The 23,048-nt window shown below is 68.5% G+C and carries 24 protein-coding genes; 8 read left to right on the forward strand and 16 right to left on the reverse strand.

What is annotated here, in order from left to right:
* Window positions 1–21 precede the first annotated feature (21 nt).
* The 3 genes from SSMG_RS35185 to SSMG_RS35195 are packed head-to-tail and all read right to left on the reverse strand — an operon-like array spanning window position 22 to window position 5,134.
* Window positions 22–3,045: a patatin-like protein gene (locus SSMG_RS35185; protein WP_009084083.1), complete on the reverse strand. Its 3,024-nt coding sequence runs from the start codon at window positions 3,043–3,045 to the stop codon at window positions 22–24.
* A 47-nt stretch (window positions 3,046–3,092) separates the two neighbouring features.
* The gene (locus tag SSMG_RS35190) at window positions 3,093–4,337 is read right to left on the reverse strand and encodes a DUF445 domain-containing protein (RefSeq protein ID WP_009084084.1); all 1,245 of its coding nucleotides are present in this window, start codon (window positions 4,335–4,337) and stop codon (window positions 3,093–3,095) included.
* Window positions 4,338–4,342: 5 nt separating this feature from the next.
* Entirely contained in the window at window positions 4,343–5,134 is a 792-nt protein-coding gene (locus tag SSMG_RS35195; protein ID WP_037715884.1) for an Abi-alpha family protein, read from the reverse strand.
* 91 nt (window positions 5,135–5,225) lie between these two features.
* Here SSMG_RS35195 and SSMG_RS35200 point away from each other — a divergent pair, with 91 nt between their 5' ends.
* Window positions 5,226–5,969 (forward strand): hypothetical protein, encoded by a 744-nt coding sequence (locus SSMG_RS35200; protein ID WP_037718531.1) that lies wholly within the window; start codon window positions 5,226–5,228, stop codon window positions 5,967–5,969.
* Between the two features lie 9 nt (window positions 5,970–5,978).
* On the opposite strand, the gene SSMG_RS35205 is transcribed toward SSMG_RS35200, so the two are convergent.
* Entirely contained in the window at window positions 5,979–6,395 is a 417-nt protein-coding gene (locus SSMG_RS35205; protein WP_009084090.1) for a lipopolysaccharide assembly LapA domain-containing protein, read from the reverse strand.
* Between the two features lie 37 nt (window positions 6,396–6,432).
* Window positions 6,433–7,563 (reverse strand): dipeptidase, encoded by a 1,131-nt coding sequence (locus SSMG_RS35210; protein ID WP_009084092.1) that lies wholly within the window; start codon window positions 7,561–7,563, stop codon window positions 6,433–6,435.
* Window positions 7,564–7,672: 109 nt separating this feature from the next.
* On the opposite strand from SSMG_RS35210, the gene SSMG_RS35215 reads away from it, so the two are divergent.
* On the forward strand, window positions 7,673–8,125 hold the full coding sequence (locus SSMG_RS35215) for a MarR family winged helix-turn-helix transcriptional regulator (protein ID WP_009084094.1): 453 nt from the start codon (window positions 7,673–7,675) through the stop codon (window positions 8,123–8,125).
* An 833-nt stretch (window positions 8,126–8,958) separates the two neighbouring features.
* On the opposite strand, the gene SSMG_RS35220 is transcribed toward SSMG_RS35215, so the two are convergent.
* The gene (locus SSMG_RS35220; RefSeq protein WP_037715887.1) at window positions 8,959–9,462 is read right to left on the reverse strand and encodes an RNA polymerase sigma factor; all 504 of its coding nucleotides are present in this window, start codon (window positions 9,460–9,462) and stop codon (window positions 8,959–8,961) included.
* A 443-nt stretch (window positions 9,463–9,905) separates the two neighbouring features.
* Entirely contained in the window at window positions 9,906–10,400 is a 495-nt protein-coding gene (locus SSMG_RS35225) for a helix-turn-helix domain-containing protein (RefSeq protein ID WP_009084100.1), read from the reverse strand.
* Between the two features lie 76 nt (window positions 10,401–10,476).
* Between SSMG_RS35225 and SSMG_RS35230 the strand changes: the two genes are divergently transcribed.
* Window positions 10,477–11,118, forward strand: a complete 642-nt coding sequence (locus SSMG_RS35230; protein ID WP_009084102.1) for a dihydrofolate reductase family protein — start codon at window positions 10,477–10,479, stop codon at window positions 11,116–11,118.
* A 3-nt stretch (window positions 11,119–11,121) separates the two neighbouring features.
* On the opposite strand, the gene SSMG_RS35235 is transcribed toward SSMG_RS35230, so the two are convergent.
* From SSMG_RS35235 to SSMG_RS35255, 5 genes are all read right to left on the reverse strand, one after another.
* Window positions 11,122–11,976: an amidohydrolase family protein gene (locus SSMG_RS35235; RefSeq protein ID WP_037715889.1), complete on the reverse strand. Its 855-nt coding sequence runs from the start codon at window positions 11,974–11,976 to the stop codon at window positions 11,122–11,124.
* Between the two features lie 13 nt (window positions 11,977–11,989).
* Window positions 11,990–13,552, reverse strand: coding sequence for a benzoate-CoA ligase family protein (locus SSMG_RS35240; RefSeq protein WP_009084108.1), 1,563 nt, complete (start codon window positions 13,550–13,552; stop codon window positions 11,990–11,992).
* A gap of 10 nt (window positions 13,553–13,562) precedes the next feature.
* Window positions 13,563–14,984 (reverse strand): benzoyl-CoA 2,3-epoxidase subunit BoxB, encoded by a 1,422-nt coding sequence (boxB, locus tag SSMG_RS35245; RefSeq protein WP_009084110.1) that lies wholly within the window; start codon window positions 14,982–14,984, stop codon window positions 13,563–13,565.
* 4 nt (window positions 14,985–14,988) lie between these two features.
* Window positions 14,989–16,626, reverse strand: a complete 1,638-nt coding sequence (boxC, locus tag SSMG_RS35250; protein ID WP_009084112.1) for a 2,3-epoxybenzoyl-CoA dihydrolase — start codon at window positions 16,624–16,626, stop codon at window positions 14,989–14,991.
* A 149-nt stretch (window positions 16,627–16,775) separates the two neighbouring features.
* Complete coding sequence (locus SSMG_RS35255) at window positions 16,776–17,210, reverse strand: MarR family winged helix-turn-helix transcriptional regulator (protein WP_009084114.1); 435 nt, start codon at window positions 17,208–17,210, stop codon at window positions 16,776–16,778.
* A 52-nt stretch (window positions 17,211–17,262) separates the two neighbouring features.
* On the opposite strand from SSMG_RS35255, the gene SSMG_RS35260 reads away from it, so the two are divergent.
* On the forward strand, window positions 17,263–17,733 hold the full coding sequence (locus tag SSMG_RS35260; RefSeq protein WP_009084116.1) for a DUF1579 family protein: 471 nt from the start codon (window positions 17,263–17,265) through the stop codon (window positions 17,731–17,733).
* A 96-nt stretch (window positions 17,734–17,829) separates the two neighbouring features.
* Window positions 17,830–18,600: an alpha/beta fold hydrolase gene (locus SSMG_RS35265; protein ID WP_286156997.1), complete on the forward strand. Its 771-nt coding sequence runs from the start codon at window positions 17,830–17,832 to the stop codon at window positions 18,598–18,600.
* Here SSMG_RS35265 and SSMG_RS35270 read toward each other — a convergent pair.
* The gene (locus tag SSMG_RS35270) at window positions 18,590–19,318 is read right to left on the reverse strand and encodes a 2-keto-4-pentenoate hydratase (RefSeq protein ID WP_037718532.1); all 729 of its coding nucleotides are present in this window, start codon (window positions 19,316–19,318) and stop codon (window positions 18,590–18,592) included. The genes SSMG_RS35265 and SSMG_RS35270 overlap by 11 nt on opposite strands.
* Window positions 19,319–19,347: 29 nt before the next feature.
* Complete coding sequence (locus SSMG_RS35275) at window positions 19,348–20,145, reverse strand: 2-keto-4-pentenoate hydratase (protein WP_009084123.1); 798 nt, start codon at window positions 20,143–20,145, stop codon at window positions 19,348–19,350.
* Between the two features lie 152 nt (window positions 20,146–20,297).
* Between SSMG_RS35275 and SSMG_RS35280 the strand changes: the two genes are divergently transcribed.
* The 3 genes from SSMG_RS35280 to SSMG_RS35290 are packed head-to-tail and all read left to right on the forward strand — an operon-like array spanning window position 20,298 to window position 21,852.
* Window positions 20,298–20,801 (forward strand): VOC family protein, encoded by a 504-nt coding sequence (locus tag SSMG_RS35280; RefSeq protein WP_009084125.1) that lies wholly within the window; start codon window positions 20,298–20,300, stop codon window positions 20,799–20,801.
* 41 nt (window positions 20,802–20,842) lie between these two features.
* Window positions 20,843–21,409 carry a hypothetical protein gene (locus SSMG_RS35285; protein WP_009084126.1) on the forward strand — a complete coding sequence of 189 codons (567 nt, stop codon included), beginning with the start codon at window positions 20,843–20,845 and terminating at the stop codon, window positions 21,407–21,409.
* A 41-nt stretch (window positions 21,410–21,450) separates the two neighbouring features.
* Window positions 21,451–21,852, forward strand: coding sequence for a CoA-binding protein (locus SSMG_RS35290; protein ID WP_009084129.1), 402 nt, complete (start codon window positions 21,451–21,453; stop codon window positions 21,850–21,852).
* Here the strand turns inward: SSMG_RS35290 and SSMG_RS35295 are convergent.
* The gene (locus SSMG_RS35295) at window positions 21,841–22,383 is read right to left on the reverse strand and encodes a chloramphenicol phosphotransferase CPT family protein (RefSeq protein ID WP_009084131.1); all 543 of its coding nucleotides are present in this window, start codon (window positions 22,381–22,383) and stop codon (window positions 21,841–21,843) included. The two genes, SSMG_RS35290 and SSMG_RS35295, sit on opposite strands and share 12 nt — an antisense overlap.
* Window positions 22,380–23,048 carry a response regulator transcription factor gene (locus SSMG_RS35300; protein WP_009084133.1) on the reverse strand — a complete coding sequence of 223 codons (669 nt, stop codon included), beginning with the start codon at window positions 23,046–23,048 and terminating at the stop codon, window positions 22,380–22,382. The genes SSMG_RS35295 and SSMG_RS35300 overlap by 4 nt, the downstream gene beginning before the upstream one ends.

Below are 23,048 nucleotides of genomic sequence, written 5' to 3' on the forward strand. Positions count from 1 at the left end.
CCAGCGCCGGAAAAGCGCGGCCTACCTGGGGCTGGGACTGTCCGCACGCGACCGCCGCCGCTTTCCGCGGCCGCGGCGGCCGAGCCCGGACAGCGGCGTCCAGACCGCGGGCAGCAGGAGCAGCGCGACCACAGCGAGCCACCACAGCGGGGCCTGGCCGCGGCGCCAACCGTCCACAACGGTACCGAGCCAGCCGAACAGCGGCTGCGCGATGGGCGGCAGGAAGGCCGCGAACAGCAACGCCGCTATCACCAGCACGCCCAGCACGGTGAGCACCATTCGCCACGTGCGCCTCAAGGTCAGCAGGCTCACCACCAGGAACACGAGCGCCCCGCCCGCGATCGGCAGGCCGAGCCATTGCAGGACGGACCCGCCTTCGCCGCTGAGCACCAGCCCGGCGATCGCGGTGATCGCGGCGGCGAGCAGGTTCCAGGGGCGGCCCAGCCGCGTCGCGCCCTGCGTGACCCACCACGAACTGCGGCTGCTGAGCTGAGCGAATTTCGCCAGCGGCTGGAGGGTTTTCGGGACCCGGGTCGCGGTGGACGCGGCGTTGAGCCCGGCGGCTCCGGCTTTGACAATGGTTTTGGCGAGGAGAGTACTGCCGAGTTCGCCTTCGAAACGTTCAGCGGAAACCTGGCAGGCCTGGAATGCACGCTGCACCTGATCCGAGTTTTCCGGCTGGGCAGCGGTTTTCCCGGCGTCCGGTTCGAGGGGACGGGCGGCCATCAGCTTGCGGAAACTCTCCGAAGCCTTGCCGTTGCCCTCCTTCGCGTCCGCCTCCGCCTGCCGCGCGAGCACCGGCAGCTCCTCCCGCGCGATGTCCAGCTGCCGCGACTTGGCCAGCACCATCGACGTCACCGGCAGACTGGTCGGAATCTCCTTGCCGAACTCGACCGGGTCCAGATTCGCGTCCAGGCCAAGGAAAGCCAGCTCGTCCCCCAGTTGCGAGAGGAGCCCGGGCAGGTCCGCGGGCATCCCGTTGTCCGCGGGCGAGGGCGGCTCCCAGCCGATCTCGCGGAACGTCGTCCGCACCTGCTCCCGGAATTCCTCGGGACCGACGATGTCGCGCAGCACCCGCAGCCGGTTCGGGTCGAGCAGGCACTGCGTCAGCCAGCCCGCGGCGTCGATCCGGCCCCACATCCAGTCGTTCGCGCGCCAGGACGCCTTGTAGAACGCGCCGAAGTTGTTCGCCTGGGTGCCGGTCAGCTTGTCCCGGCCGCGAGAGCGCGCCAGGTCCAGCAAGGTGCGGCTGTCCGCGCTCAGCTGCACCAGGTCGACGCGCTGGTCCACGGCCGGCGCTTCGGCGAGCAGGCCGCGGGTCGCCATGTGCAGCAACAGAAAACGCGCCATCACGAATCCGTCGGCGACGTCCGCGTTGTCCAGGCCGAACCAGTCCAGCAGGGTCGTCACCGTGTCGGCGGCGTCTTCCGACCACTGATTTTCCTTGCCCGCCAACGCTTGCAGCACCCGAGCCGCCGACCGCAGCGCGGCGGTCAGCTCCGGCCACGCCTCGCGGACCGCGTCCGACGCTCCGAGGCCCGCCCATTCGGCGGCCAGCTGGCCGATCCAGTCCGGCATCGCGGTGCCGGGCCGCGGCGGCTCGTGCCGCGCCACCCACGCGGTCAGCCGCACGTCGCGAGCCGCGCTCCGGCGGGCGGCGTGCATTCTCGCGCGGGCCTCGTTGAGCTGCGTCGCCTGGTCGAGGTCCGGTCCCATCCGGAAACCGGCGTTGATCAGCTGGATGCCGGTGGCGACCGCGTCGTCCAGCGTCGAGGTGCGGTACCGGACCATCTCGCCGACCGTGACCGACTCGCCGGGCAGCGTTTCCGGAATCCCGCGCCGCAGTCCGTCGGCCGCGATGTCCTGCAGCAGCGCCGAATTCCCGGCCGCCCACCCACTGTCCTCATCGGACAGTTCGAAGCGGCGGGTGACCGCGCGGACCAAATCGGCCGCGTCGAGCGCGACCCGGCGGTCGAGGTACGCCCGGTGCACCCGGTCGTCCACCAGCTGTCCGCCGCGCAGACCGAGCGACGCGAGCGCGACCCGCGTGTCCCTGGCCCGCGTGACGGCGGAGTTGTGCCGGCTCAATTCCTCCAGCTCGACGCTGATGGTCTGGCTCATGATCGTCGACGCGACCTTCGCCAGCGCGGTGCCGAGCATCGGCGGCTCCGCCGGGTCGCAGGTCATCGGTTTGGCTCCGCCGTCGACCGTCGGGACGACGTAGAGCAACAGCCGCCGCACGTCCGTCGACGACGAGCGTTCGAAAATCTCCCGCAACGCCGGCCGCAGCGGTTTGTTCACCAGCACGCCGCCGTCGGCCAGCCAATGCGAACGCACGAGCTCCGTGTAGTCGGTCATGTCCGGATGCTGCCGGTCCGCCGCCTCCGGGCCGATCGGCATGCGCGACAGCTCGAAGGCGCCCGGGAAGGACGCGCTCGACCGGGCGGCGAGTGCGAGCGGGCCGTGCACCTGGTTATTCCACAATGGACCGGAGAAGCGGAACAGCATGCGATGTTCGGTGTCCCGCACGCGGTTTCCGAGCACGTCGTCGTACTGCGTGGTCTCGCCGTCGAGCATGGTGCCGGTGAGCAGCACGGTCACGTCCGGCGGCTCGGTGGGCACGACGCCCGCCCCGGTGATGTCGTGCATCGCCTGGACCAGGCCGCCCAGCAGCACCTTGTCGCCGTTGAGCACCGAACGCGGCTTCGTCTCGCCGGGGTCGCGGATCAGATTCTCCAGCGACCCGGCGGAGAACCAGGTGTCGCGCAAAACCGCGGGCGTCGACCGGTACGCCTCCGCCAGCCCGAGGCACGCGGCGTTGATGCCGCCCGCGCTCGTGCCGGTGAGCACGTCCAGGCGCACCGAAGCGTGCAAAAGGTCGAGAAGTTTCCGGTAGCCGTTACGTTCGTCCGGCGTGCGCGAAGCGTGCAGCAACGCCGAGGTTTCGGTAGCGACTCCCCCCATCCACACCGCCAGGCTGGATCCCCCCACCATGGCCATCGCGATCCGGATTTCCTGCGGCCACGGCACCGCCGTCTCACCCATGCGGGTCAGTCTCCCGGCCCGGCCCGCGCTTCCACAAGGGGGAGCTGTCAAGCGGCGAGGTGCTCCAGCACCAGTACCTGCGCCTCGCCGACCGCGAATCCGAGCACCGCGCCGGTCGCGATGAGAATCCATTCGTCCTGCTGGAAAGCCGGGCGCAGCAGCTGCTCGAACTCCTCGGGCGACAATTCCTTCATCTTGCCGACCAGGACGTTCCGGATGTCCATCGCGTCCGTAGCGTAATCCTCGATATACCGCATCGTGTCCGGCAGCCGGGTCATGATCTGCTCGGAGATGGCGAGCTTCATGTCCTGGTAGCGGCGGCTGCCGATGGCGAAGACCAGCAACGGTTTCGCGACGGTCGCCGCCCGGCCCAGCTCGCGGTCGAGCTGCCGCTGGATGAGTGCCAGCACGCGGTCGGAAAGCGGGCCGCGCAGCACTGCCTCGATGACGTTGTGCGGTGTGATGATTTCTTTCGCGATCAGCTCGCCGTAGGCCTCGGCGACCTCCGCGCGCCGCTTGAGGAACAGGCCCTGCCAGGTGACGCCGAAGTATTTCTTCGGCTCCAGCGGGTAGAAAATCATCCGCAGCGCGAGCCAGTCGGTGAACCATCCGGTGAAGAGACCGAAGAGCGGCATGATCGGCGGGAATTTGAACAGCACCCACGCGACCATCTGGATCACGCCGATCAGGCCGCCGAACACCAGGCCGGAGCGCGCGATGAACTTGAACTCCTCCGCGCCCGCCTCCTGAAAGATCCGGTTGAGCAGCCGTTTGTCCTTGACGAGGCTGGTCACCACCATGCCCTTGAGGTCGAACACACTGTCCACATCGGACTGGATGAGTTCGAGCACGGCCTTGACCATGTGCGGCGATTCGGCCTGCACGCGCTGGATCACCAGCCGCTGCACGCCGACCGGCAGCGATTCCCACAGGCCCGGCTGATAGTGCCCGGCCACCTCGCGCACGATGTCCTCGACCGCGGCGAGCAGCGGTTTCTCGATCTCCTTGGCGATCCGGTCCGCGTCGAGGCGGGCGACGACCTCGGCCGGTTTGATCAGCTGCTCGGTCATCGTGTCGCACGCGATGCTCGCCATCCGCGCGGCGCGTTTGGGGACGATGCCCTGCCAGCCCAGGAAGGGTTTGACGCCGATGAACTCGACCGGCTGAAACATCATCCGGATCGCGACCAGCTTCGTGCCGTACCCGATCAGCGCGGCGACGATCGGGATGGAGACATACAGCGGCCAGTGCCGGACGAAGTCGTCGAGGATGCCCGAGACGAACCCGCCCATCGAGGTCAGCCGAGGCTCGGGTCGCAGGCCTGCCAGAACTGCGCGCCGAGCCGCGAGACGTGGATCGTGCGGCGGATGATCTTGATCCGCTTCGCCTGCTTCTCCACCTCGCGGACCGATTCGTCGGTCAGCAGGATCTCGTACTGCGTCTCGAGCGAGGGCACCTCCTCGTCCAGTTCGACCAGGCCAAGGCCGATCAGCCGGGTCACGTAGCCGGGCACCTGGTCCGGCAGCGACACCCCGGCCGCCTTGCCGACCGTCGAGGCGTTGCGCAGCAGGATCCGGCCGGTGCCGCCGATGGCGGTGCGCTCGGCGACGTCGACCGCAGGGAACGGAGAGCCGTCCGACAGCGCGGAGAGGATGCGCGCCTCGTCGGGGGTGAGCTGGCGGAGAATGATCGCGTACAGGTACTCGCGGGCACGCTCGCGGCCAAAGCCGATCGAGTGGTTGAGCAGTTCGGCCATCGCCGCGCGCAACGGTTCGACGTGGTCGCGAGCAGGCACCAGCGTCACGGTCGTCTCGACGGCACGGCTGCCGAGGTCGGGGCGGTTCATCGCGGACGCCGCGGTCAGCGCCGCGTGATAGGGATCGTCGACCTCGTCGAGGCGGCGGCGCAGTTCGCTCAGCAGCCCGCGTTCGACCTGCTTGAGGCCACGTTCGGCGGTGTCGATCCCGGGGAGTTTGCGGGTCAGGTCGAAGCCGGTGCGCGCCGCCCATCCGGCGAGCTGGCCTGCCCGGCGGGCCAGGTTGGCCACGTCCTCGGCGGTGCCCCGGCCGTTCGGTCGCTGGTAGTCCACGGGCTGCTCCCCTCACTGTTCGCGCTGATGCTACCTGCGAGTAGGCCGAATAGCCCTGTGATGCCCGGCCGGTGGGTGTTGGATGACGCGCATGACCGCGCCGTGGGGACCGCCGATCGACGTGCTGCCGCTGCTCGTGCGCGAGGAACAGGCGCTGATCGGAGTTCTCTCCGACCTCCGGACCCCGGAGTGGACCCTGCCCGCGTTGGGCGAATGGACGGTGCACGACCTGACCGCGGACATCCTGGGCCGGAAGCTCCGGCGGCTCTCCCGCGACCGGGACGGCCACTTCGCGGACGGGACGTCTTGGGTATCGGCCTGTCGGCAGCTGTCGCCGGAGGTGCTGTTCGCGATGCTCGTGGACAGCACGACCCAGCTGACCGAACTGTGGAAGCACCGCGACCTGGACGAACCGGCCGGGATGCCGTTGTGGCTGACGGTCGCTCGGGACTACTCGGAACAGTGGGTGCTCCAGCAGCAGATCCGGGAGGCGGTGGCAGCTCCGTTGCTGGACGAGCCGGAGTTCCGGACGCCGGTGGTGGACACGTTCCTGCGCTCGCTGCCGCAGACGTTGCGGCCGGTGACCGCGCGGGCCGGACGTCAGGTGGCGTGCTCGGTCGAGGGGGCCGGACGGTGGACGCTTCGCGCTACGGGGGCAGGGTGGGCGATCGACCGGGGCGCGGCTACGTCGCGGTCTCCGCTCGCGTCTCTGTCGACCGACGCGGACACGTTCTGGCGATGGTGCAGCGGCGCGTTGCCGGACGCGGGCGCGCGAGTGCAGGTCAGCGGGGATCCCGCGGTGTGCGAGATCCTGCTGAGCCTGCGGGCTGGTTGAAGCTTCCGGTCAGCGTCGTCGGCGGGCCTGTTTCCGCAGCTGGAGGATGCGGGCGCCGCCGATCAGCGCGACCAGCGCCGCTCCCGCGATGGCGGAGAACAGCATCGCCACCGCGAGCGGCAGGCTGCCGGAAGCGCCGAGGAAGTGGACGGTCGCCGTGTCCAGGTTCTGCAGGATGAACACCAGCAGGAACGCCAGCACGACGATCGCCACGATCACGGCGATCCAGGTCCCGCTGATCCGCGTGGGCTTGACCTTGCCCGTGCGGCCGGCGGGCTTCGCGGCGGACGGCCGCGGTCCGGGTTCGGCTCCCGGTGCGGTGCCCGGGGCGGCGTGGTCGAGTGCGCCGGGCACCTCAGTGCCCGGCGCCTCGGGAATTTCCGATTTCGCGGTCGCGTCGAGACCGTCGTTTCGCGCGTGGGACATATCGTGATTGTCCGCCCACTCGACGTGATGCGCTAATTCAGAGCTTCGCGTCGACCTCGCGCAGCACCCGCAGCGTGTTGCGGCCGGCGAGTTTCGCGCAGTCCTCGTCGCTCCAGCCGCGCTCCATCAGCGCGGCGATGAGCACCGGGTATTTCGACACGTCCTCGAGACCTTCCGGCAAGGCACCGACGCCGTCGTAGTCGCCGCCGAGCCCGATGTGGTCGATCCCGGCGACCTCGCGCGCGTGCTCGATGTGCGCGACGACGTCTTCGATCGTCGCCTTCGGCTTGGGCGGCGCGTCCCAGGTCTTGGCGAACCGATCGCGCTCGCCGAGGTTGAGAAACTCCTTCCCGGCCGCCGTCATCGCCGCCTCGAGCTGGTTGTCCCACTCGGTCACGGAGGCGGAGATGAAGGCGGGCACGAAGGTGATCATCGCGACGCCGCCGTTGCCGGGCAGCTGGGCGAGCACGTCGTCCGGGATATTGCGCGGATGATCGTTGACCGCACGGCACGACGAGTGACTGAAGATCACCGGCGCACTGGAAACCTCGATCGCGGCCCGCATAGTGCTCGGCGCGACGTGCGAAAGGTCGACCAGCATGCCGATCCGGTTCATCTCGCGCACGACCTCGCGGCCGAATTCGGTGAGCCCGTCGTGCTCGGGTTTGTCGGTGCCGGAGTCCGCCCAGGTCGTGTTGAAATTGTGGGTCAGCGTCATGTACCGGACGCCGAGCCGGCGCAGAATCCTCAGCACGCCAAGGGATTCCGCGATGCTGTGCCCGCCTTCGGCCCCGAGCAACGACGCGATCCGCCCGTCCGCGAACGCCGCCTCGGCCTCGTCCGCTGTGGTCACCAGCCGCAGCCGATCGGGGTAGCGCTCGGCCAGCTGGTAAACCACCTCGATCTGTTCCAGTACCGCGGTGACCGCGCTGTCGCCCTTGAACTCGCACGGGACGTAGACCGACCAGAACTGCAGACCCAGTTTGCCTTCGGCGAGTTTGGGAAAGTCGGTGTGCAGCGTCGGCTGGGACACCGTGAGGTCCACGCCCGCCACCGCCTCGACCGGGTTCGGACCGGCCAGGTCGCGAAGTGCCCAAGGCAGGTCGTTGTGTCCGTCGGCGAGGATTGTGGAGGCGAGCAGGTCTTGCGCGCGCGTGAGGTCGGTCATGCCTTCGACCCTAGCCTTGGCGGTTACTCCTGATGCGCTGGTTCATGGGAGGTTTCATTGCCCAGGTAAATTCTCGCAGGCAAGAGGTAATCCGGGTAGACTCCGGCAGATGACCCCGGATCCGCAAACGGACGACGACGAGATCGTGACGTGGTGGGGCCTCGTGATCGAAGGCTATCTGGCCACGCAGAACGCGCTGATGGGAGAAATCGCCGACCGCTTCGGCCTGGCCCCCGCGTCGTTCGACATCCTGCTGCGCCTGGTCCGTTCGCCCGACCACCGCATGCCGATGACCCGCCTCGCGACCGAAGCCGCCCTGTCGAGCGGAGGCTTCACCAAGGTGGCGGACCGCCTGGTCGCCGCGGATTTGATCTGCCGGATCCCGAGCCCCGAAGACCGCCGGGTGACGTTCGCCGCCCTGACGGAACATGGGCTGGAGGTAGCGATCAAGGCGAGAGCCGCGTGCGCGGAGATCCTGCGGCGGATCGTGCTTACGCCTTTGGGGCCGGATGCTGCGGGGTTGGCGGAGGCTATGCGCACGCTTCGGTCGGTGAACGGGTGATTTCGCGGATGTACGGCCTGGCTTTTCTGAACGACTAGATTCCTGGCGGTTGCTTCCGGGCTGCGGCGCTTTCCGGCGATGTGTCTCTCGGGATGGCGAGACTTTCTGGCGGGTTTCCCGGCCGCCCCTCGGATTGCGAGCTTTTCGGGCGGCGCGCTTTCCGGCGGGCCTTTCGGGCGGCGCACTTTCCGGCGGGACTTTCCGACGGGGCTTTCCGGAGGGGCTTTCAGGCGGCTAGCTTTCGGCTGCTCCCCGCCGACACAGCCCCCGCCGACACAGCCCCCGCCGACACAGCCCCCGCCGACACAGCCCCCGCCGACACAGCCCCCGCCGACACAGCCCCCGCCGACACAGCCCCCGCCGACACAGCCCCCGCCGACACAGCCCCCGCCGACACAGCCCCCGCCGACACAGCCCCCGCCGACACAGCCCCCGCCGACACAGCCCCCGCCGACACAGCCCCCGCCGACACAGCCCCCGCCGACACAGCCCCGCCGACACAGCCCCGCCCTTCCCTGGGGGGGCTGCCCCAGCCCAGTCTATCGGCGCGGACCGACCGGCCAGTGCGTTCAGGCCTGGGTGCCCACAGGCGAAGGAAGTTGTGGACAGGCAGGAAAACGCAGGTCAACAGGGTCATCAGGGTCGGTTGACGGGGCATCGGCGGGTGCTGGACCGGGCGATCTGCAATTGGGCGGCTCACGGCTGGTGACTGACGGTTGAGTGACTCGCGGCTGGTGACTGGCGGTTGGGCGGCCGGAGTTGGGTGACTGGCGGTTGGCGGAACCCGGCGGTCTGGCGACACGGCGTGGTGCCCGGCCATGGCGGCGAGTCGGTCATGGATAACTGAAGCCTTCTGACTCCAGCCGTCGGCGGAGGGCGGTCAAGCAGCGGTGTCGGATTCGGCTCACGCTCGACGGCGAGATTCCCAGTTCAGCGGCCAGCTGGTCGTGCCGGAGTTCCGGGTAGTACGCGAGCAGAAACATCATCCGGCGGTGCCGTTCCGGGAACTTCTCCACCGCGCGCCACAGTGCGGCGGCCAGTTCACCGGCCACGGTCTCGTCCTCGGGCGAGGCGACCAGGTCGTGCGTGTCCAATTGCGAGTCATCGACCAGCTTCACCCGTGCACGTTTTTCGACTGCTCGGAGCGCGTGCCTTCTCGCGACGGTCGTCAGCCAACCGGCCACGTTGTTCGAATCTCGCAGGGTCGGCTTACCGCTGAGAAATTCGACCCAGGCCGTCTGGCAAGCGTCGTCCGCGTCGGCGCGAAAGCTCGGGTTCGCGCCGACGACCCGGTTCATTTTCGTCGACAAACGGCGCACTTCGTCTTCGTCCCGCATTCCCGGCTCCCTTCCTCGGTCGGGAATGCTGACGGGACGGGCGCCTCGGCGGATCCGTTTCAGCAGGGTCAACGCCGAATCGTGTGATCAACTTCGGCCGGATGTATCCAGGGCTGGGCGAGCGCCTCGGTCGGCCGAGGAAGGCACGCGGGAGCCAAGTCAACAGGTCGACAAACCGACCCGAGGCAACGAGGCAACGAGGCAACGAGGCAACGAGGCAACGAGGCAACGAGGCACATTGCCATCCGCGCCAGCCATCCGCGCCAGCCATCCGCGCCAGCCATCCGCGCCAGCCATCCGCGCCAGCCATCCGCGCCAGCCATCCGCGCCAGCCATCCGCGCCAGCCATCCGCGCCAGCCATCCGCGCCAGCCATCCGCGCCAGCCATCCGCGCCAGCCATCCGCGCCAGCCATCCGCGAAACCGCGAGCGAAAGCCGCCGCATCAACCCCGCGCAACAGCTTCCGCATAAGCCGCCGCCAAGCGTTCCGTGGCGGTTGGCCCATCCCCGCCCGGACGGGGAATCCCCAGATGCCGTTCCCGAAGCTCCGCCATGAATTCTTCCCACAGCGGCGGCCCACCGGCCTCGAGCAGCTCAGCCCGCACACGCAATTCCGGCGTCGTCGGCCGATGCCGCAAACCCCAGCTCCCCAGCTGCACCAAAACCGGCACCAGCTGGATAGCCGCTTCGGTCAAACTGTAAGTCGCCCGCTGTCCGCGGCCGGCGGAATCGCGCGTGAGCAATCCCGCTTCAGTCAGAGTGCGCAATCGATCGGCGAGGATATTCGACGCGATCCCTTCTTCCGACTGCGACTGCAATTGCCGGAAATGCCGCCGGTCGCCGAACATCACGTCGCGCAGGACCAGCAGGCTCCAGCGGTCGCCGACGACCTCGATCGCGGCGTTGATCGGGCACCCCGAGCGCGGACCGTCCGGCATCGTTTACCTCCTCCGACCACTTGCACTTTACCACCGCCTCCGGCATAGTGCTTTCAAAAGACAAGCGGGGGTCTCGATGCTGGTGCGCGTCCAGTGCTTCAACGCTTCCGCCGACGGCTACGGCTCCGGTCCAGACCAGAGCTTCGAGCAGCCGTTCGGCCATCCCGACCCGGGGCCGCTCTTCGCGTGGGCCGGGGTCACCGCCAGCTGGCCGATGCGCGGCGAGCCAGGCGGCACACGAGGGCTCGACGACTACTTCACCCGCGACATGCACCGCGGCGACGTCGGCGCGGAAATCATGGGACGCAATAAATTCGGCCCGCACCGCGGACCGTGGGAGAACTACGACTGGCAAGGGTGGTGGGGCGACGAACCCCCGTTCCGCACCCCGGTCTTCGTCCTCACCCACCACGAACGGCCCTCGATCACCTTGGGGCAGACCACTTTCCACTTCCTCAACACGACGCCGGCGGAAGCGCTCGCGCAGGCGAAGAAGGCCGCGGGCGACAAGGATGTGCGTATCGGCGGCGGCGTCACCACAGTGCGGCAATTCCTCGAAGCCGGTCTCATCGACACGCTGCACATCGCGGTCGCGCCGGTCGAACTCGGGGACGGGGAACGGCTTTGGAAAAGCCCGGACGAGCTGACCGACCGCTACCACCTGGAGAAGATTCCCAGTCCCAGCGGAGTGGTGCACCACTTGTTCTGGCGAAAGTAAAGCTCAGCGCAGGCTCGGCATCAGGCGTAACGCGTTGCCGGACAGGACGCCGTCCAGGACGTCCGCGGGCAAGCCCAAATCGGCGACCGCGCGGACATTCACGGCAGTTCCCGGCACCCCAGGCCAATCCGTGCCGAAGATCCATTTCCGGGCCAACCGCACGAGATCGAAGCGCGCGTAATACTCCGGCAGTTTCTTCGGCGGCAGCCCGGCGAGGTCGAGCCACACGTTCGGCCTCGACTGGGCCATGAACGCCGCCACGTCGTACCACCAGCCCCGGCCGCCGTGCGCGAACACGAAGTTCACCGACGGGAAGTCTTCGACCACATCGGACAGCAGCGAAGGATCCCCATAGCTGGCACGGGATCCCGGGAACACCGACAGTCCAGAGTGGAGGATCACCGGCACTCCGCGTTCAGCGCACAACGCGTAAACGGGGTACAACTCCTTGTCCGCCGGGGAAAACGCGCCGTGCACCGGGTGGAGCTTCAACGCGACCGCACCCAGCGCGAGCTGTCGTTCCACCTCGTCGACCAGCGGATGGTGCAGATGCGGGTTCACGTTGGCGACCAGGCGGAACCGCTCCGGGTTGTATGCGACCAACGGCAGATTGTCTTCAATCGCCTGGATACCAGTCGCCCGAGGACTGTATTCACAAAACAACAGCACCCGGTCGACACCCTCGCTCGCCATGAGGTCGTCCAGCGCAGCCGGGAGCACCGTGCCGTCCTCGTCGTACACCGTGCGCCACGGGTAGTCACCGGCGAAGTCTCGCGCCCAGTCCAGCCATGCGGGCTTGAGAGTGGGCAGCCGCGGGGTGTGCACGTGGGCGTCCACCACGAACCGTTCGTCGATCATGCCGGCCAGTCGATCACGATTGCGGCTGCGGCACGAGCAGCGACTCGCGCACCATTTCGCGGATCACGTTCCGCCGGATCTTCCCGGTCGCGGTTTTCGGCAGCTCGGCCATCTCCACCACGCCGCGCGGCCGTTTGAACGCGGCCAACCCCTCCCGGCAAAACTCGATCAGCTCCCCAGCGTCCACAGTGGCCGAAGGCGCGGCGACCACGCACGCCACCGGTTTGTCCAATCCGTCCTCGTCCGGCGCGGCGACGACCGCCACCTCGGCAACGGCCGGATGCTGCAGCAGCCGTTCCTCCACTTCGGACGGAGACACCCAAATCCCGCCCGCCTTCAGCATGTCGCCGAACCGGCCGAGACACGTGTAGGTGCCGTCCGAGTTGCGCACGTAACTGTCCCCGGTCCGCAGCCACTGCCCTTGGAAAACCTGTTTCGTAGTCTCGTATCGCGCCCAGTACCCGGTCGCGATGGACGGACCGGACACAAAAAGCTCGCCCGGCCGTCCCGCTTCCGAAATGACCGCGCCCTGCTCGTCCCGGATTTCGACGGAGTACCCCGGCACCGCGACCCCGGTGCTGCCCGGCCGCACCGCGCCCGGCTGGTTGGACAGGAAAATGTGCAACGCCTCGGTCGACCCGATCCCGTCCAGGATTTCCACGCCGAACCGATCCCGGAACCGCTTGTACAACGCCGACGGCAACGGCTCCCCAGCCGAAACCGCATACCGCACCGAGGAAAACGAATCATCCGGCACGTCACTGGCCAGCAGCGCCGCGTAGAACGTCGGCACCCCGAAGAACAGGGTCGGCCGGTCCGCCCGCGCCCGCGCGGCGATGAGCGCCGGCGTCGGACGCGCCGGTTCCAGCAGTGTCGTCCCTCCACAAGAGAGCGGGAAGAACGCCGAATTGCCTAGCCCGTAAGCAAAGAACAACTTCGGCACCGACAAGAACCGGTCCGAAGAGGACACTCCCAGCACCTGCGAAGCGTAAGTCGAGCACACCGCGCGGATGCTCCCGTGCCGGTGCATCGCGCCCTTCGGCTTACCCGTCGTGCCCGACGTGTACAGCCACAGTGCGGGCGAATCCTCCCAAGTCGGCGAGGCCACGACATCGTCCGCCGGGGTCAACGGCCACCGATGCGTCCGCACGCCAGCCGGGAATTCCGCCGGGTCCGCCCGGTCGAGCACCACGTCGGTCACCTCGGGCGCACCGGTCAGCGCGCCCGCCGCCTGCGCGGAAAACTCCCCGGACACGCACAGCACCCGCGCCCGCGAATCGGCGAGCACCTGCCCCAGCTCCAACCCGGTGACCATAGTGGACACCGGCACCGCGACCGCGCCGATGAGCATCGCGCCGAGGATCCCGCTCAGCAGTTCGACGTCGTCGACCATGCAGAACATGACCCGCTCCTCCGGACGCACGCCGAGCGCGCGCAGTCCGGACGCGACCCGGTGGGTCTCCGCGACGAGTTCGCCGTAGCTGAGCGTGCGCCGCGGCGAGACGACCGCGAGCGCGTCCGGACGGCCGCGGCCGAGCAGGTACTCCGCGGCGTTGAAGTTCGCGGGAACCGTCATCGGTGCCCCCTCAGGTGAGGTACACGTACTCGTAGTCGAAAGGTTTTCCGTTGATGCCCTGCCTCGGCGGCGCGACCCAGCTGGCGATCTTCCCGCGCTCGTACACCGGGTGCATGAGCGACCGGACGAACGTCAGGTCCTCGGCCGTCGGGAGCCATTTGTGCCGCGCTGCCTCCCACGTCGCCTCGTCCACGATGCTGCCGTCCGGAGTGACGTGGTGGCCGGAGTTTATGCCCACCTCGCGGTTGAAACCAGGGTGCGGCAACGCGAACCGGAAGTCGATGCCCGCGTCGGCGAGGATCTTGTTCCACCGGTTGACCCCGGTCTGGCAGTCCGCGGTGTACTCGCCGCGCAGGTCGAGATTCAGCAGCAGGATGGCCTGCATTTCCTCGGACGTCCAGGTCCCGTCGTCGCGCGGGCGTTCCAGCACGCGGCTGTCCTCGGTGAGCTTGTGGTCGTCCTTGCGCCGCGTCTCCTGCCAGCGGCCCTTGAGCCCCGCGGTGTAGTAGTTCGCCGCGTTGGTCGACGTTTCACTGCCGAACAGGTCGAGCGACACGGTGTAGTGGAAGTTCAGGTACCGCTGGATCACGTCGAGCGGGATCCCGCCGTGCGACGCGATGTCGTACGTGTCGTGCTCGCGGATGAGTTCGGCGCTGCGCTGCACCACCCGGTCGACGCCGGTGGTGCCCACCATCATGTGGTGCGCCTCCTCCTTGAGCATGAACTCGCAGGTGCGCGACAGCGGGTCGAACGAGCTTTCCTTCAACGTGCCGAGCTGGTATTTCCCATCGCGGTCGGTGAAGTACGTGAACATGTAGAACGCGAGCCAGTCGGCCGTTTCCTCGTTGAACGCGCCGAGGATGCGCGGCGCGTCCGGACTGCCGGAGTTGCGCAGCAGCAAGCCCTCGGCCTCGTCCCGGCCTTCGCGGCCGAAGTACGCGTGGAGCAGGTACACCATCGCCCACAGGTGCCGCCCCTCCTCCACATTCACCTGGAAGAGATTGCGCAGGTCGTACAGCGACGGCGCGGTGAGCCCGAGCAACCGCTGCTGTTCGACCGACGCCGGTTCGGTGTCGCCCTGGATCACGATCAGCCGCTGCAGGTCAGCGCGGTATTCGCCGGGCACCTGCTGCCACACCGGTTCGCCGGCGTGCTCGCCGAACGCGATCCGCCGGTCCGGTTCCCGTTCGGCGAGGAAGATGCCCCAGCGGTAGTCCGGCACGTTGACGTGGTCGAAATGCGCCCAGCCGTCGCGCCCGACACTCACCGCGGTGCGCAGGTAGACGCCCTCGGTCTCCAGCGTGGGACCCATCTCGCCCCACCAGTTCATGAACTTCGGCTGCCAGCCCTCCAGCGCGCGCTGCAGCCTGCGGTCGTCGGCGAGCTGGACGTTGTTCGGGATTTTGGCGTCGTAGTCGATCTTTTCGGGCATCGGTTCAGACCCGCTTCCTGTCGAAGACCGCCTTCTGGCCGGTGCCGTAACGACGCAGCGCGCCGTCGGGACCGGAGGCGTTCGGTCGGGTGAAGATCCAGTTCTGCCAGGCGGTCAGCCGCCCGAAGATCTTGGTTTCGATCGTTTCCGGGCCGACGAACCGGTGGTTCGCCTCCATCCCGGTCAGCGCGTCCGGCGACAGCGACGCCCGGCCTTCCAGCGCGATCCGGATCTCGTCCTCCCAGTCGAGGTCGTCCGGGGCGTCGGTGACCAGGCCCAGTTCGACGGCTTCCGCGGCGCTCAGCGGACGGTCGCGTTCGCGGGCCAGCCAGGTCAGATGGTCGTCGTCACCGTAGAACCGCGATTCCAGCCGGGACAGTCCGTTGCCCATCGGGAAGACGCCGAAATTGGCTTCCGACAACGTGATCGTCGCGCGTTCCGGCGAGTCTTCGTCGTCGATCGGCGGCCCGTCCAGCAGGTACTGCCGGTCCGCCGCGAAGGCCAGCTCAAGCAGGCTCCCCGCGAAGCAGCTGCCCGGTTCGATCAGCGCGATCAAGGTGCGGCTGGTGACGTCCAGCCGCTTCAGCGTGCGCTTGTAGTAGTGCAGGATTTCGTTGCTCAGCCAGTCTTTCCCGCTGAGCACGACCTCCTCGTGCGCGAGCACCTGCTCCGGATCGCCCTCGGTGCGCAACACCCAGGTGCCGAGTTCCGGTTCGTTCGTGCGCAGGCGCAGGATCGCGTCGTCCAGTTCGCGAGTCAGCCGCAGCAGCCAGCCGTCGAGCTGCGGTTCCCCGGACGGGCCGAGCACAGTGAGCGTGACCAGCGAGTTCGGCCGGTCATACGCGACACGCACGTGCCGGTACTCGATCCCGTCGTCGGTCACCGTCGGCTCCAGCGGGGCCAGCTCGATCCCCTGCTCGGCGGGCAACCGGTCGGATTCGGCGGCCAGTTCGTGCGCCCGCGACAGCACCTTCTCGCGGAACCCGACGCGCGGCACCAGTTCGTCCACCAGCCGCCAGTCGACCGCGGTCCGGCCCTTGACGCCGTCCGGCCGCGTGGCGAACACGTCCGCGAGATCCCGCCGGACCCGTCGTTTGTCGACCACCCGGGTCAGCCCGCCGGTGCCGGGCAGCACGCCGAGCAGCGGCACCTCGGGCAACGCGACGGTGGACGAGTTGTCGTCGACCAGCAGGATCTTGTCGCAGGCCAGCGCGATTTCGTAGCCGCCGCCGGCGCAGCTGCCGTTCACCGCCGCGAGATAGGTCTGACCGGAGAACTCGGTGGCGTCTTCGATGCCGTTGCGGGTCTCGTTGGTGAACTTGCAGAAGTTCACCTTCCACTCGTGCGGCGACGCGGCGAGCATCCGGATGTTGGCCCCGGCGCAGAACACCTTGTCCTTGGCGCTCGTCACGATCACCGCGCGGACCTGCGGATACTCGAAGCGCAGCCGCTGCGTGGCGTCGTAGAACTCGATGTCGACGCCAAGGTCGTACGAGTTGAGCTTCAGCTCGTACCCCGGCACGAGGCCGCCCTGTTCGTCGACGTCCATCTCGAGCCAGGCGACCTCGCCGTCGACCGTCAGCCGCCAGTGCCGGTAGGTGTCCGGATGCCGCTCGAACGTGACAGGTGTGGTGGTGGTCACGTCCTCGATTGTCTACATGATCTCAACGAACGTCAATGTTGTGTAGACATTTCCCTCGGGACGCTCACCCGGTCGGGCCGCGTCGCCGCCCGGCATCCGAGTACCCACAGTGCGAGCGACGTGAACATGCCGGAGCCGGAGGCGGACCGTCAGACCAGATCGCGCAAGGCGCGAAGCGTGCGCAGGGTCGTTTCGACATCGTCGGACGACAGGTCCGACGCGACCGCATCCGCCCATTTCGCCTGCTTAGCGCCTAGAATCCGCAGCGCCACCCGAGCCTGGTCGCTCAGCTGCAACAGCGGCGCCCGAGCGTCCGCCGGATTGTCCGCGCGGGTGAGCATGCCGTCCCGCAGCAGCCGGTTCACCGTTTCCTGCACGCTCTGCCGTCGCAGCCCCCGCCGCCGGGCCAGCTCCGCCGCGGTCGCCGGACCGTCTTCGAGGAAGCCGAGGACCTGCCATTGCGCGGCGGTCAGCCCCGCTTCCGCGGTGAGCGCGTCACCGGCGGCCAGCAGCGCGCCGTTGGCCACGAAGACCTCGTTGACGAGCTGGGTAAGGCGTTCTGCTCGGGGCGTCCTCGACGGCATGCGTGCTAGTCTTCCATCTCGACAGGTACCTGTCGAAATCAAGGGGGACCCGATGGAATTGCCCGTCGTCGGCGCCGCGCACGAGGCACTGACCGCACTCGTCGGAGATTGGTCCGGCACCGAAGACCTCGCCGCCGCGCCCTGGGCGCCCGCGTCCAGCGCCACGGCCACCTGCAGTTACCGCCGCGCGCTCGACGGATTCGCGGTGCTGGCGGACTACGTCCAAACCCGCGAAGACGGCACGCGAATGCTGGGGCACCACGTCTTCACCGTCGACCCGGCCACCGGCGACACGCTGTGGTTCGGCTTCGACAGCTACGGTTTTCCGCCCGATCTACCGGCCCGCGGCGGCTGGCGCGACGGCACGCTGCACCTCGAAAAGCACACCGAACGCGGCGTCGCGGCGCATCGAATCACCCCGCAGGGAGACGTCCTCACCCACGAAATCGACGTCCGCCTCGGCTCGGACGACGACTTCCGCCCGTTCCTTCGCGCCCGCTACTTCCGGAGTGCGCGAAACTGACGGCATGACCGAGCAGACCATCGAAGCCGACGGCATCACCCTGTGCCACGAATCGTTCGGCGATCCGTCCGCGCCGCCGCTGCTGCTGGTGTGGTGATGGGCCTCGCCGCGCCGATGATCTGGTGGGACGACGAGTTCTGCGGACAGCTCGCCGAGGCCGGTTTCCACGTGCACCGGTTCGACAACCGCGACGTCGGGCGCTCGCAGTGGTGGACCGGCCGGGCCAGCCTGCCGCTCGCGTACTTCCTGCGGTCCGCGCCGTACTCGCTCGGCGACCTGGCCGACGACGCGGGCAAACTGCTCGACGCGCTCGACATCGAAAGCGCGCACGTCGTCGGCACGTCGATGGGCGGGATGATCGCGCAGGAGTTCGCGATCCGGCATCCGCGGCGCGTGCGGACGCTGACCTCGATCATGTCGACCACCGGCGCGCGGCACGTCGGCCTGCCCAGCCCGCGGGCCGCGCTCGCGATGCTGGCTCCGGGGCCGCGCACGCGCGAGGACTACGTGACGCAACTGGTACGCACGTCAAGGCTGATCGGCTCGCCCGGTTACGTGTTCGACGAGGACCATTTCCGCGAGCGCGCGGAACGCACGTACGACCGCGGCCTCAACCCGGCGGGCGTGTTCCGGCAGCTCGCCGCGATCCTGTCCTCCCGCGACCGGACCGCCGATCTGCGCCGGCTTTCCGTGCCGTCCCTGGTGATTCACGGGACGGCCGACCCGCTCGTGCACGTGTCCGGCGGCCGCGCGACGGCTCGCGCGCTGGGCGCCGACCTCGACCTCATCCCCGGCATGGGGCACGACCTGCCGCGCGAGGTGTGGCCGCGCGTGATCGCCGGGATCAAACGGCTCGCTACCCGCTGATCGTCACCGAACCCAGGTTCGAGAAGTGCGCGGCGACACGGGAGCCGGGGCGCAGTTCGACGGCGTCGGTCATGCCGCCGGTCAGCACGAGCCAGCCCGGTTCGAGCGCCAATCCGCGGGCGGCCAGGGAGTTCGCCGCCAGCGCCAGCGCCTCGGCCGGGTGGCCCTGCACGGCGGCGCCGGTCGCGGTGTCGACGATCTGACCGTCGACTTCGAGCAGCGCGGCTTCCAGTGAAAGGTCCAAAGAGGACGGTGGGCGGCCGACTGAGCCAAGGCCGAACAGCGCGGAAGAACCGTTGTCCGCCACGACGTCCGGCAGCGTGAACCGGTAGTCGCGGTAACGGCTGTCGATGATCTCGATTCCGCCGTACACCTGGGAAACCGCGGCGAGCGCGGTAGCCGCGGTGACGCCCGGACCGGCGAGCCGCTCGCCGAGCACGAACACCAGCTCCGGCTCCGCGCGCGGGTGGATGAGCTGCGGCGTCGGCGCGCCCGCGGGCAGCACCATCGCGTCGGTCAGCCACGCGAGCAGGGGTTCGGTGACGCCCATCCGCTGCTGTTTCGCGCGCGACGTGAGCCCGAGTTTCACCCCGATCAGCGTCTCGCCGCGTTCCTGACGCAGCCGCAGGGCCTCGTCCTGGATCGCGTACGCCGTGGCGAGATCGAGGTCCGGCCAGGTTTCGGTGAGCTGCGCGCTTTCTTCCGTGCGGTTGAGCAGTTCCTGCGCGGCGGCAACGATATCGGTGGTCACTTGTCCTCCTCCGGCGCGAACACCGCGGTCACACTGCCCAGGCCGGCCATGGTCGCCACGACGGTGTCGCCGGGGCGGACGGTCTGCGCGGCGGTCATCGAGCCGGGCAGGACGACGTGGCCGGGCTCCAGCGTCACGCCGAGCGGGCCGACGGTGTTGGCCAGCCACACCAGGGCGTTGATCGGCGAACCCAGTACCGCGCCGCCCGCGCCGGTGGCCGCGAGGTGGCCGTTGACGTGCAGCGTGCAGCCGGCGAGCCGCAGGTCGACGTCGCGCAGATCGGTCGGGCTGCTGCCCAGGATGACCCCGCCGGACGACGCGTTGTCCGCGACGGTGTCGAAGATCGAGATTTTCCAGTCGCGGACGCGCGAGTCGACGATCTCCAGCGACGGCAGCACGAAATCGACCGCGCGGACGGCGTCGGCGACGGTCACGCCCGGACCGCGCAGCGGCGCGCCGAGCACGAACGCGATCTCCGGTTCGATGCGCGGCTGCAGGAACCGCGTCGTCGGGATCGGCTGGTGTTCGAGCAGGAACATCGAGCTGGTCAGGTGCCCGAAGTCAGGCTGGTTCACGCCCATCTGGCGCTGCATCGCGGCGGAGGCGAGGCCGACCTTGTGGCCGCGCACCACGTCGCCCGCCGCCACCCACGCGCGGACTTGCTCCTGCTGCACGCGGTAGGCGTCTTCGATGGTGCCGTCGGGGAAGGTCTTCACGAGCGGATCGATCGGCTCGTGGCGCTCGTACGCGCTCGTCAGCAGCGCGACGGCGTCCTGCAGCTCAGCGGGTTCCACGGGCCGAACTTTGCCTGACGGTGCCGCGTGCGCCAACCTCTTCGTTCCATTCAGCGGTACGACTGGATTCTCTCGCTCGATAATCTCTTGCTCGCGAGAGTTTGTCGGCGTACGGTATCTCGTGTTGGCTCCCAGAGAGGACGTGACCCGAAATGGCACCCACCGAGACCGAAGTCGCCCAGCTCGCGCAGGTCCGCGACCGGCTGCGGGAGCAGCATCTGCACCCCGCGGCGGAACGTCCGGCCACGGTCGGCCGCGGCATCCACCACACCGCGCTGCTTTCCAGCGACGTCGAGCGGACGATCACGTTCTACCAGGACATTCTCGGCTTCCCGCTCACCGAACTGATCGAAAACCGCGACTATCCGGGGTCGAGCCACTTTTTCTTCGACGTCGGCAACGGCAACGCGGTCGCGTTCTTCGACCTGCCCGGCCTCGACCTCGGCCCGTACGCGGAGGTGCTCGGCGGCCTGCACCACCTGGCCCTGTCGCTCACCCCGGAGGCGTGGGCGGACGCGCGCTCCCGGCTCGACGCGGCCGGCGTGAAGTACCAGGAAGAGAGCGGCACGTCGATCTACTTCGCCGACCCGGACGGCGCGCGGATCGAACTGATCGCGGACGACCTCGGCGAGATGTACGGGTCGAAGATCGGCTGACCCCTGGACTCGGTGCGCCGCCGGGTTCAGAGTGTGGGCACATGGGCGACTGGGCGGCTTCGCGGCGGAAAGCACGGCTCGACCGGCGGGAAGCGATCGACGGGCTGATCACGCGGGTCCGCTTCGAGGTGCGGCTGCACCTGGTGGAACCGACCGCGATCAGCCGGTACGACGATCTCGCCGAGGTGTTCGCCCTCGGCCACGGCGAGTGTGCCGCGCTGCTGGCGCACCGCCGGTTGCTGCCGTGGTGGGAGCGACGGCTGCTCACGCGATTCGCTCGTCGGCTGCATGGCCGCGCGATCGTGGACAGCGTGGCTGACGTGCCGCCGGGTGCGCCGGTCGCCGGTGCCTTTCGCGAGGAAATCGCCCGCCTCCTTCCCGACGCGGGCGACACCGGCGCCCGCTATGACGTGCAGGGACGCGGTCTGCTGACCGTCTTCCGGCTAGCGCTCGGAGCCCGCGGCGAAGCGTGGCCAGACCGGCACGAGGTCGCGTCCACTGTCGCGCGCAATATCTTGGCGTGCAGTTCGGCGTTCCTGCGCCGGTCGCCGTGGCAGGTGCTGTGGCCGGTGTACCGCGTGCGCGGCCTGCGGTTGTGGCGGCTGTGACCTCGCGGAATCGTTCGCGGCCGGAGGATGTTGAGGAGAGTATGAAGCCTGAAGAAATTCTCGCCGGCGCGCGCACGATCGCGGTGGTCGGCCTGAGTCGCGACCCGGGCAAGGCCGCGCACGGCGTACCGGCTTCGCTGCAGGCGCACGGCTTCCGGATCATCCCGGTGCACCCGTCGGCGACTGAGTTGCTCGGGGAGAAGGTGTACCGGTCGCTGGAGGAAATTCCGGAGCCGGTGGACCTGGTGGATGTCTTCCGCCCGGCTGACGAGGCACCGGACATCGCCCGTTCCGCGGTGACGATCGGGGCTAAGGCGTTGTGGCTGCAGCAGGGGATCGTGTCGGCTGAGGCGCGGAGGATCGCGGCCGAGGGCGGGTTGGAGTATGTCGAGGACCGGTGCACTGCTGTCGTGCGGGCGGTGGCGGGGATTTCAGTCGCTTAACCGGGCGAATGCTGGGGAACGGCCGGGTTCAGCGAGGAAATCGGCGATGATTTGTGCGCATTCTTTCGGGCTGTGCACTGAAGTGTCGCATTCGAGGTCATAGATTCCGTGCGCGTGCACGATCTCGTATTGCCGCTCCGCTAGCCCGGCGGGTCGATCGCCTCGGGCCTGCTCACGCCGCCGCAGCTCCGGCAGCGGGCAGTGCACGCCTACGAAGGTAATTTCCTGCTCCCGCAACACTTCGAGGCAATCTGCCAGCCAATGCGGCCGGAGCACGTGGTCGGCGATCACGCCGTTGCCCGCCGCGGCGAGTCCGGCCAGCATTCGGTGATAGCCGCGCACAGTCCGTTCGAAAACCTCGTCAAACTCGGGCGTGCCGAATTCGGGTGTCTGTGTCCGCGAGCGCATGCTGTTGACTGCGTCCCGTGGCACGTAGAAATACGGTCCCGGCAGCAAATCCACCAGCTCCGCCGCGATACTCGACTTGCCGGAACTGGACGTGCCGTTGAGGAAAATGACGTGCCCGCTCATCCGACGAGCCGGTACCCCACCCCGCGCACCGTCTCGATCGTCCGGGTCCCGAACGGCGCGTCGATCTTCCGCCGCAGATACCCGACGTAAACCTCCACCACGTTCTCGTCGCCCTCGTAATGCGCGTCCCACACATGACCGAGAATCTCGTTCTTGGTCAACGCCGCCCCTTGCCTGCGCAGCAGGAATTCCAGCAACCCGAACTCGCGCGCCGTCAGCTCGATCCGCGTCTCTCCTCTGTGGACAGTGCGCGCGGCCGGGTCGAGCTGCAGATCCCCAGCGGTCAGCACCGCCGGTCGTGCCGGTGCGCCGCGGCGCAGCAAGGCCCGGAGCCGAGCCAGCAAAACGACGAACGAGAACGGTTTCGAGAGATAATCGTCCGCGCCGAGGTCGAATGCGTCCGCCTCGTCGTACTCGCCGTCCTTCGCCGTGAGCATCAGCACCGGCGTCCAATTCTCCGCGGCCCGCAACCGTTTCAGGACTTCATAGCCGGAAAGCTCGGGAAGCATGATGTCGAGCACCACGGCGTCGTAATCGTGCTCCATCGCCGACCAGAGCCCGTCGCGGCCGGTGTGCGCCACGTTCACCGTGAATCCCTCCGCGACCAGGCCGCGGCGAAGGGTTTCGGCGAACTCCAGCTCGTCCTCCACGATCAGCAACCGCAT

The sequence above is a fragment of the Streptomyces sp. AA4 genome (genome assembly GCF_000158875.1).
Classification (GTDB): Bacteria; Actinomycetota; Actinomycetes; order Mycobacteriales; family Pseudonocardiaceae; genus Amycolatopsis.

Coding starts and splice junctions, on each gene's coding strand:
- SSMG_RS35185 (WP_009084083.1), bottom strand. CDS start 3,045: ATGGGTGAGACGGCGGTGCCGTGGCCGCAGGAAATCCGGATCGCGATG.
- SSMG_RS35190 (WP_009084084.1), bottom strand. CDS start 4,337: ATGGGCGGGTTCGTCTCGGGCATCCTCGACGACTTCGTCCGGCACTGG.
- SSMG_RS35200 (WP_037718531.1), top strand. CDS start 5,226: ATGACCGCGCCGTGGGGACCGCCGATCGACGTGCTGCCGCTGCTCGTG.
- SSMG_RS35205 (WP_009084090.1), bottom strand. CDS start 6,395: ATGTCCCACGCGCGAAACGACGGTCTCGACGCGACCGCGAAATCGGAA.
- SSMG_RS35210 (WP_009084092.1), bottom strand. CDS start 7,563: ATGACCGACCTCACGCGCGCGCAAGACCTGCTCGCCTCCACAATCCTC.
- SSMG_RS35215 (WP_009084094.1), top strand. CDS start 7,673: ATGACCCCGGATCCGCAAACGGACGACGACGAGATCGTGACGTGGTGG.
- SSMG_RS35220 (WP_037715887.1), bottom strand. CDS start 9,462: ATGCGGGACGAAGACGAAGTGCGCCGTTTGTCGACGAAAATGAACCGG.
- SSMG_RS35225 (WP_009084100.1), bottom strand. CDS start 10,400: ATGCCGGACGGTCCGCGCTCGGGGTGCCCGATCAACGCCGCGATCGAG.
- SSMG_RS35230 (WP_009084102.1), top strand. CDS start 10,477: ATGCTGGTGCGCGTCCAGTGCTTCAACGCTTCCGCCGACGGCTACGGC.
- SSMG_RS35235 (WP_037715889.1), bottom strand. CDS start 11,976: ATGATCGACGAACGGTTCGTGGTGGACGCCCACGTGCACACCCCGCGG.
- SSMG_RS35240 (WP_009084108.1), bottom strand. CDS start 13,552: ATGACGGTTCCCGCGAACTTCAACGCCGCGGAGTACCTGCTCGGCCGC.
- boxB (WP_009084110.1), bottom strand. CDS start 14,984: ATGCCCGAAAAGATCGACTACGACGCCAAAATCCCGAACAACGTCCAG.
- SSMG_RS35255 (WP_009084114.1), bottom strand. CDS start 17,210: ATGCCGTCGAGGACGCCCCGAGCAGAACGCCTTACCCAGCTCGTCAAC.
- SSMG_RS35260 (WP_009084116.1), top strand. CDS start 17,263: ATGGAATTGCCCGTCGTCGGCGCCGCGCACGAGGCACTGACCGCACTC.
- SSMG_RS35265 (WP_286156997.1), top strand. CDS start 17,830: ATGGGCCTCGCCGCGCCGATGATCTGGTGGGACGACGAGTTCTGCGGA.
- SSMG_RS35280 (WP_009084125.1), top strand. CDS start 20,298: ATGGCACCCACCGAGACCGAAGTCGCCCAGCTCGCGCAGGTCCGCGAC.
- SSMG_RS35285 (WP_009084126.1), top strand. CDS start 20,843: ATGGGCGACTGGGCGGCTTCGCGGCGGAAAGCACGGCTCGACCGGCGG.
- SSMG_RS35290 (WP_009084129.1), top strand. CDS start 21,451: ATGAAGCCTGAAGAAATTCTCGCCGGCGCGCGCACGATCGCGGTGGTC.
- SSMG_RS35295 (WP_009084131.1), bottom strand. CDS start 22,383: ATGAGCGGGCACGTCATTTTCCTCAACGGCACGTCCAGTTCCGGCAAG.
- SSMG_RS35300 (WP_009084133.1), bottom strand. CDS start 23,048: ATGCGGTTGCTGATCGTGGAGGACGAGCTGGAGTTCGCCGAAACCCTT.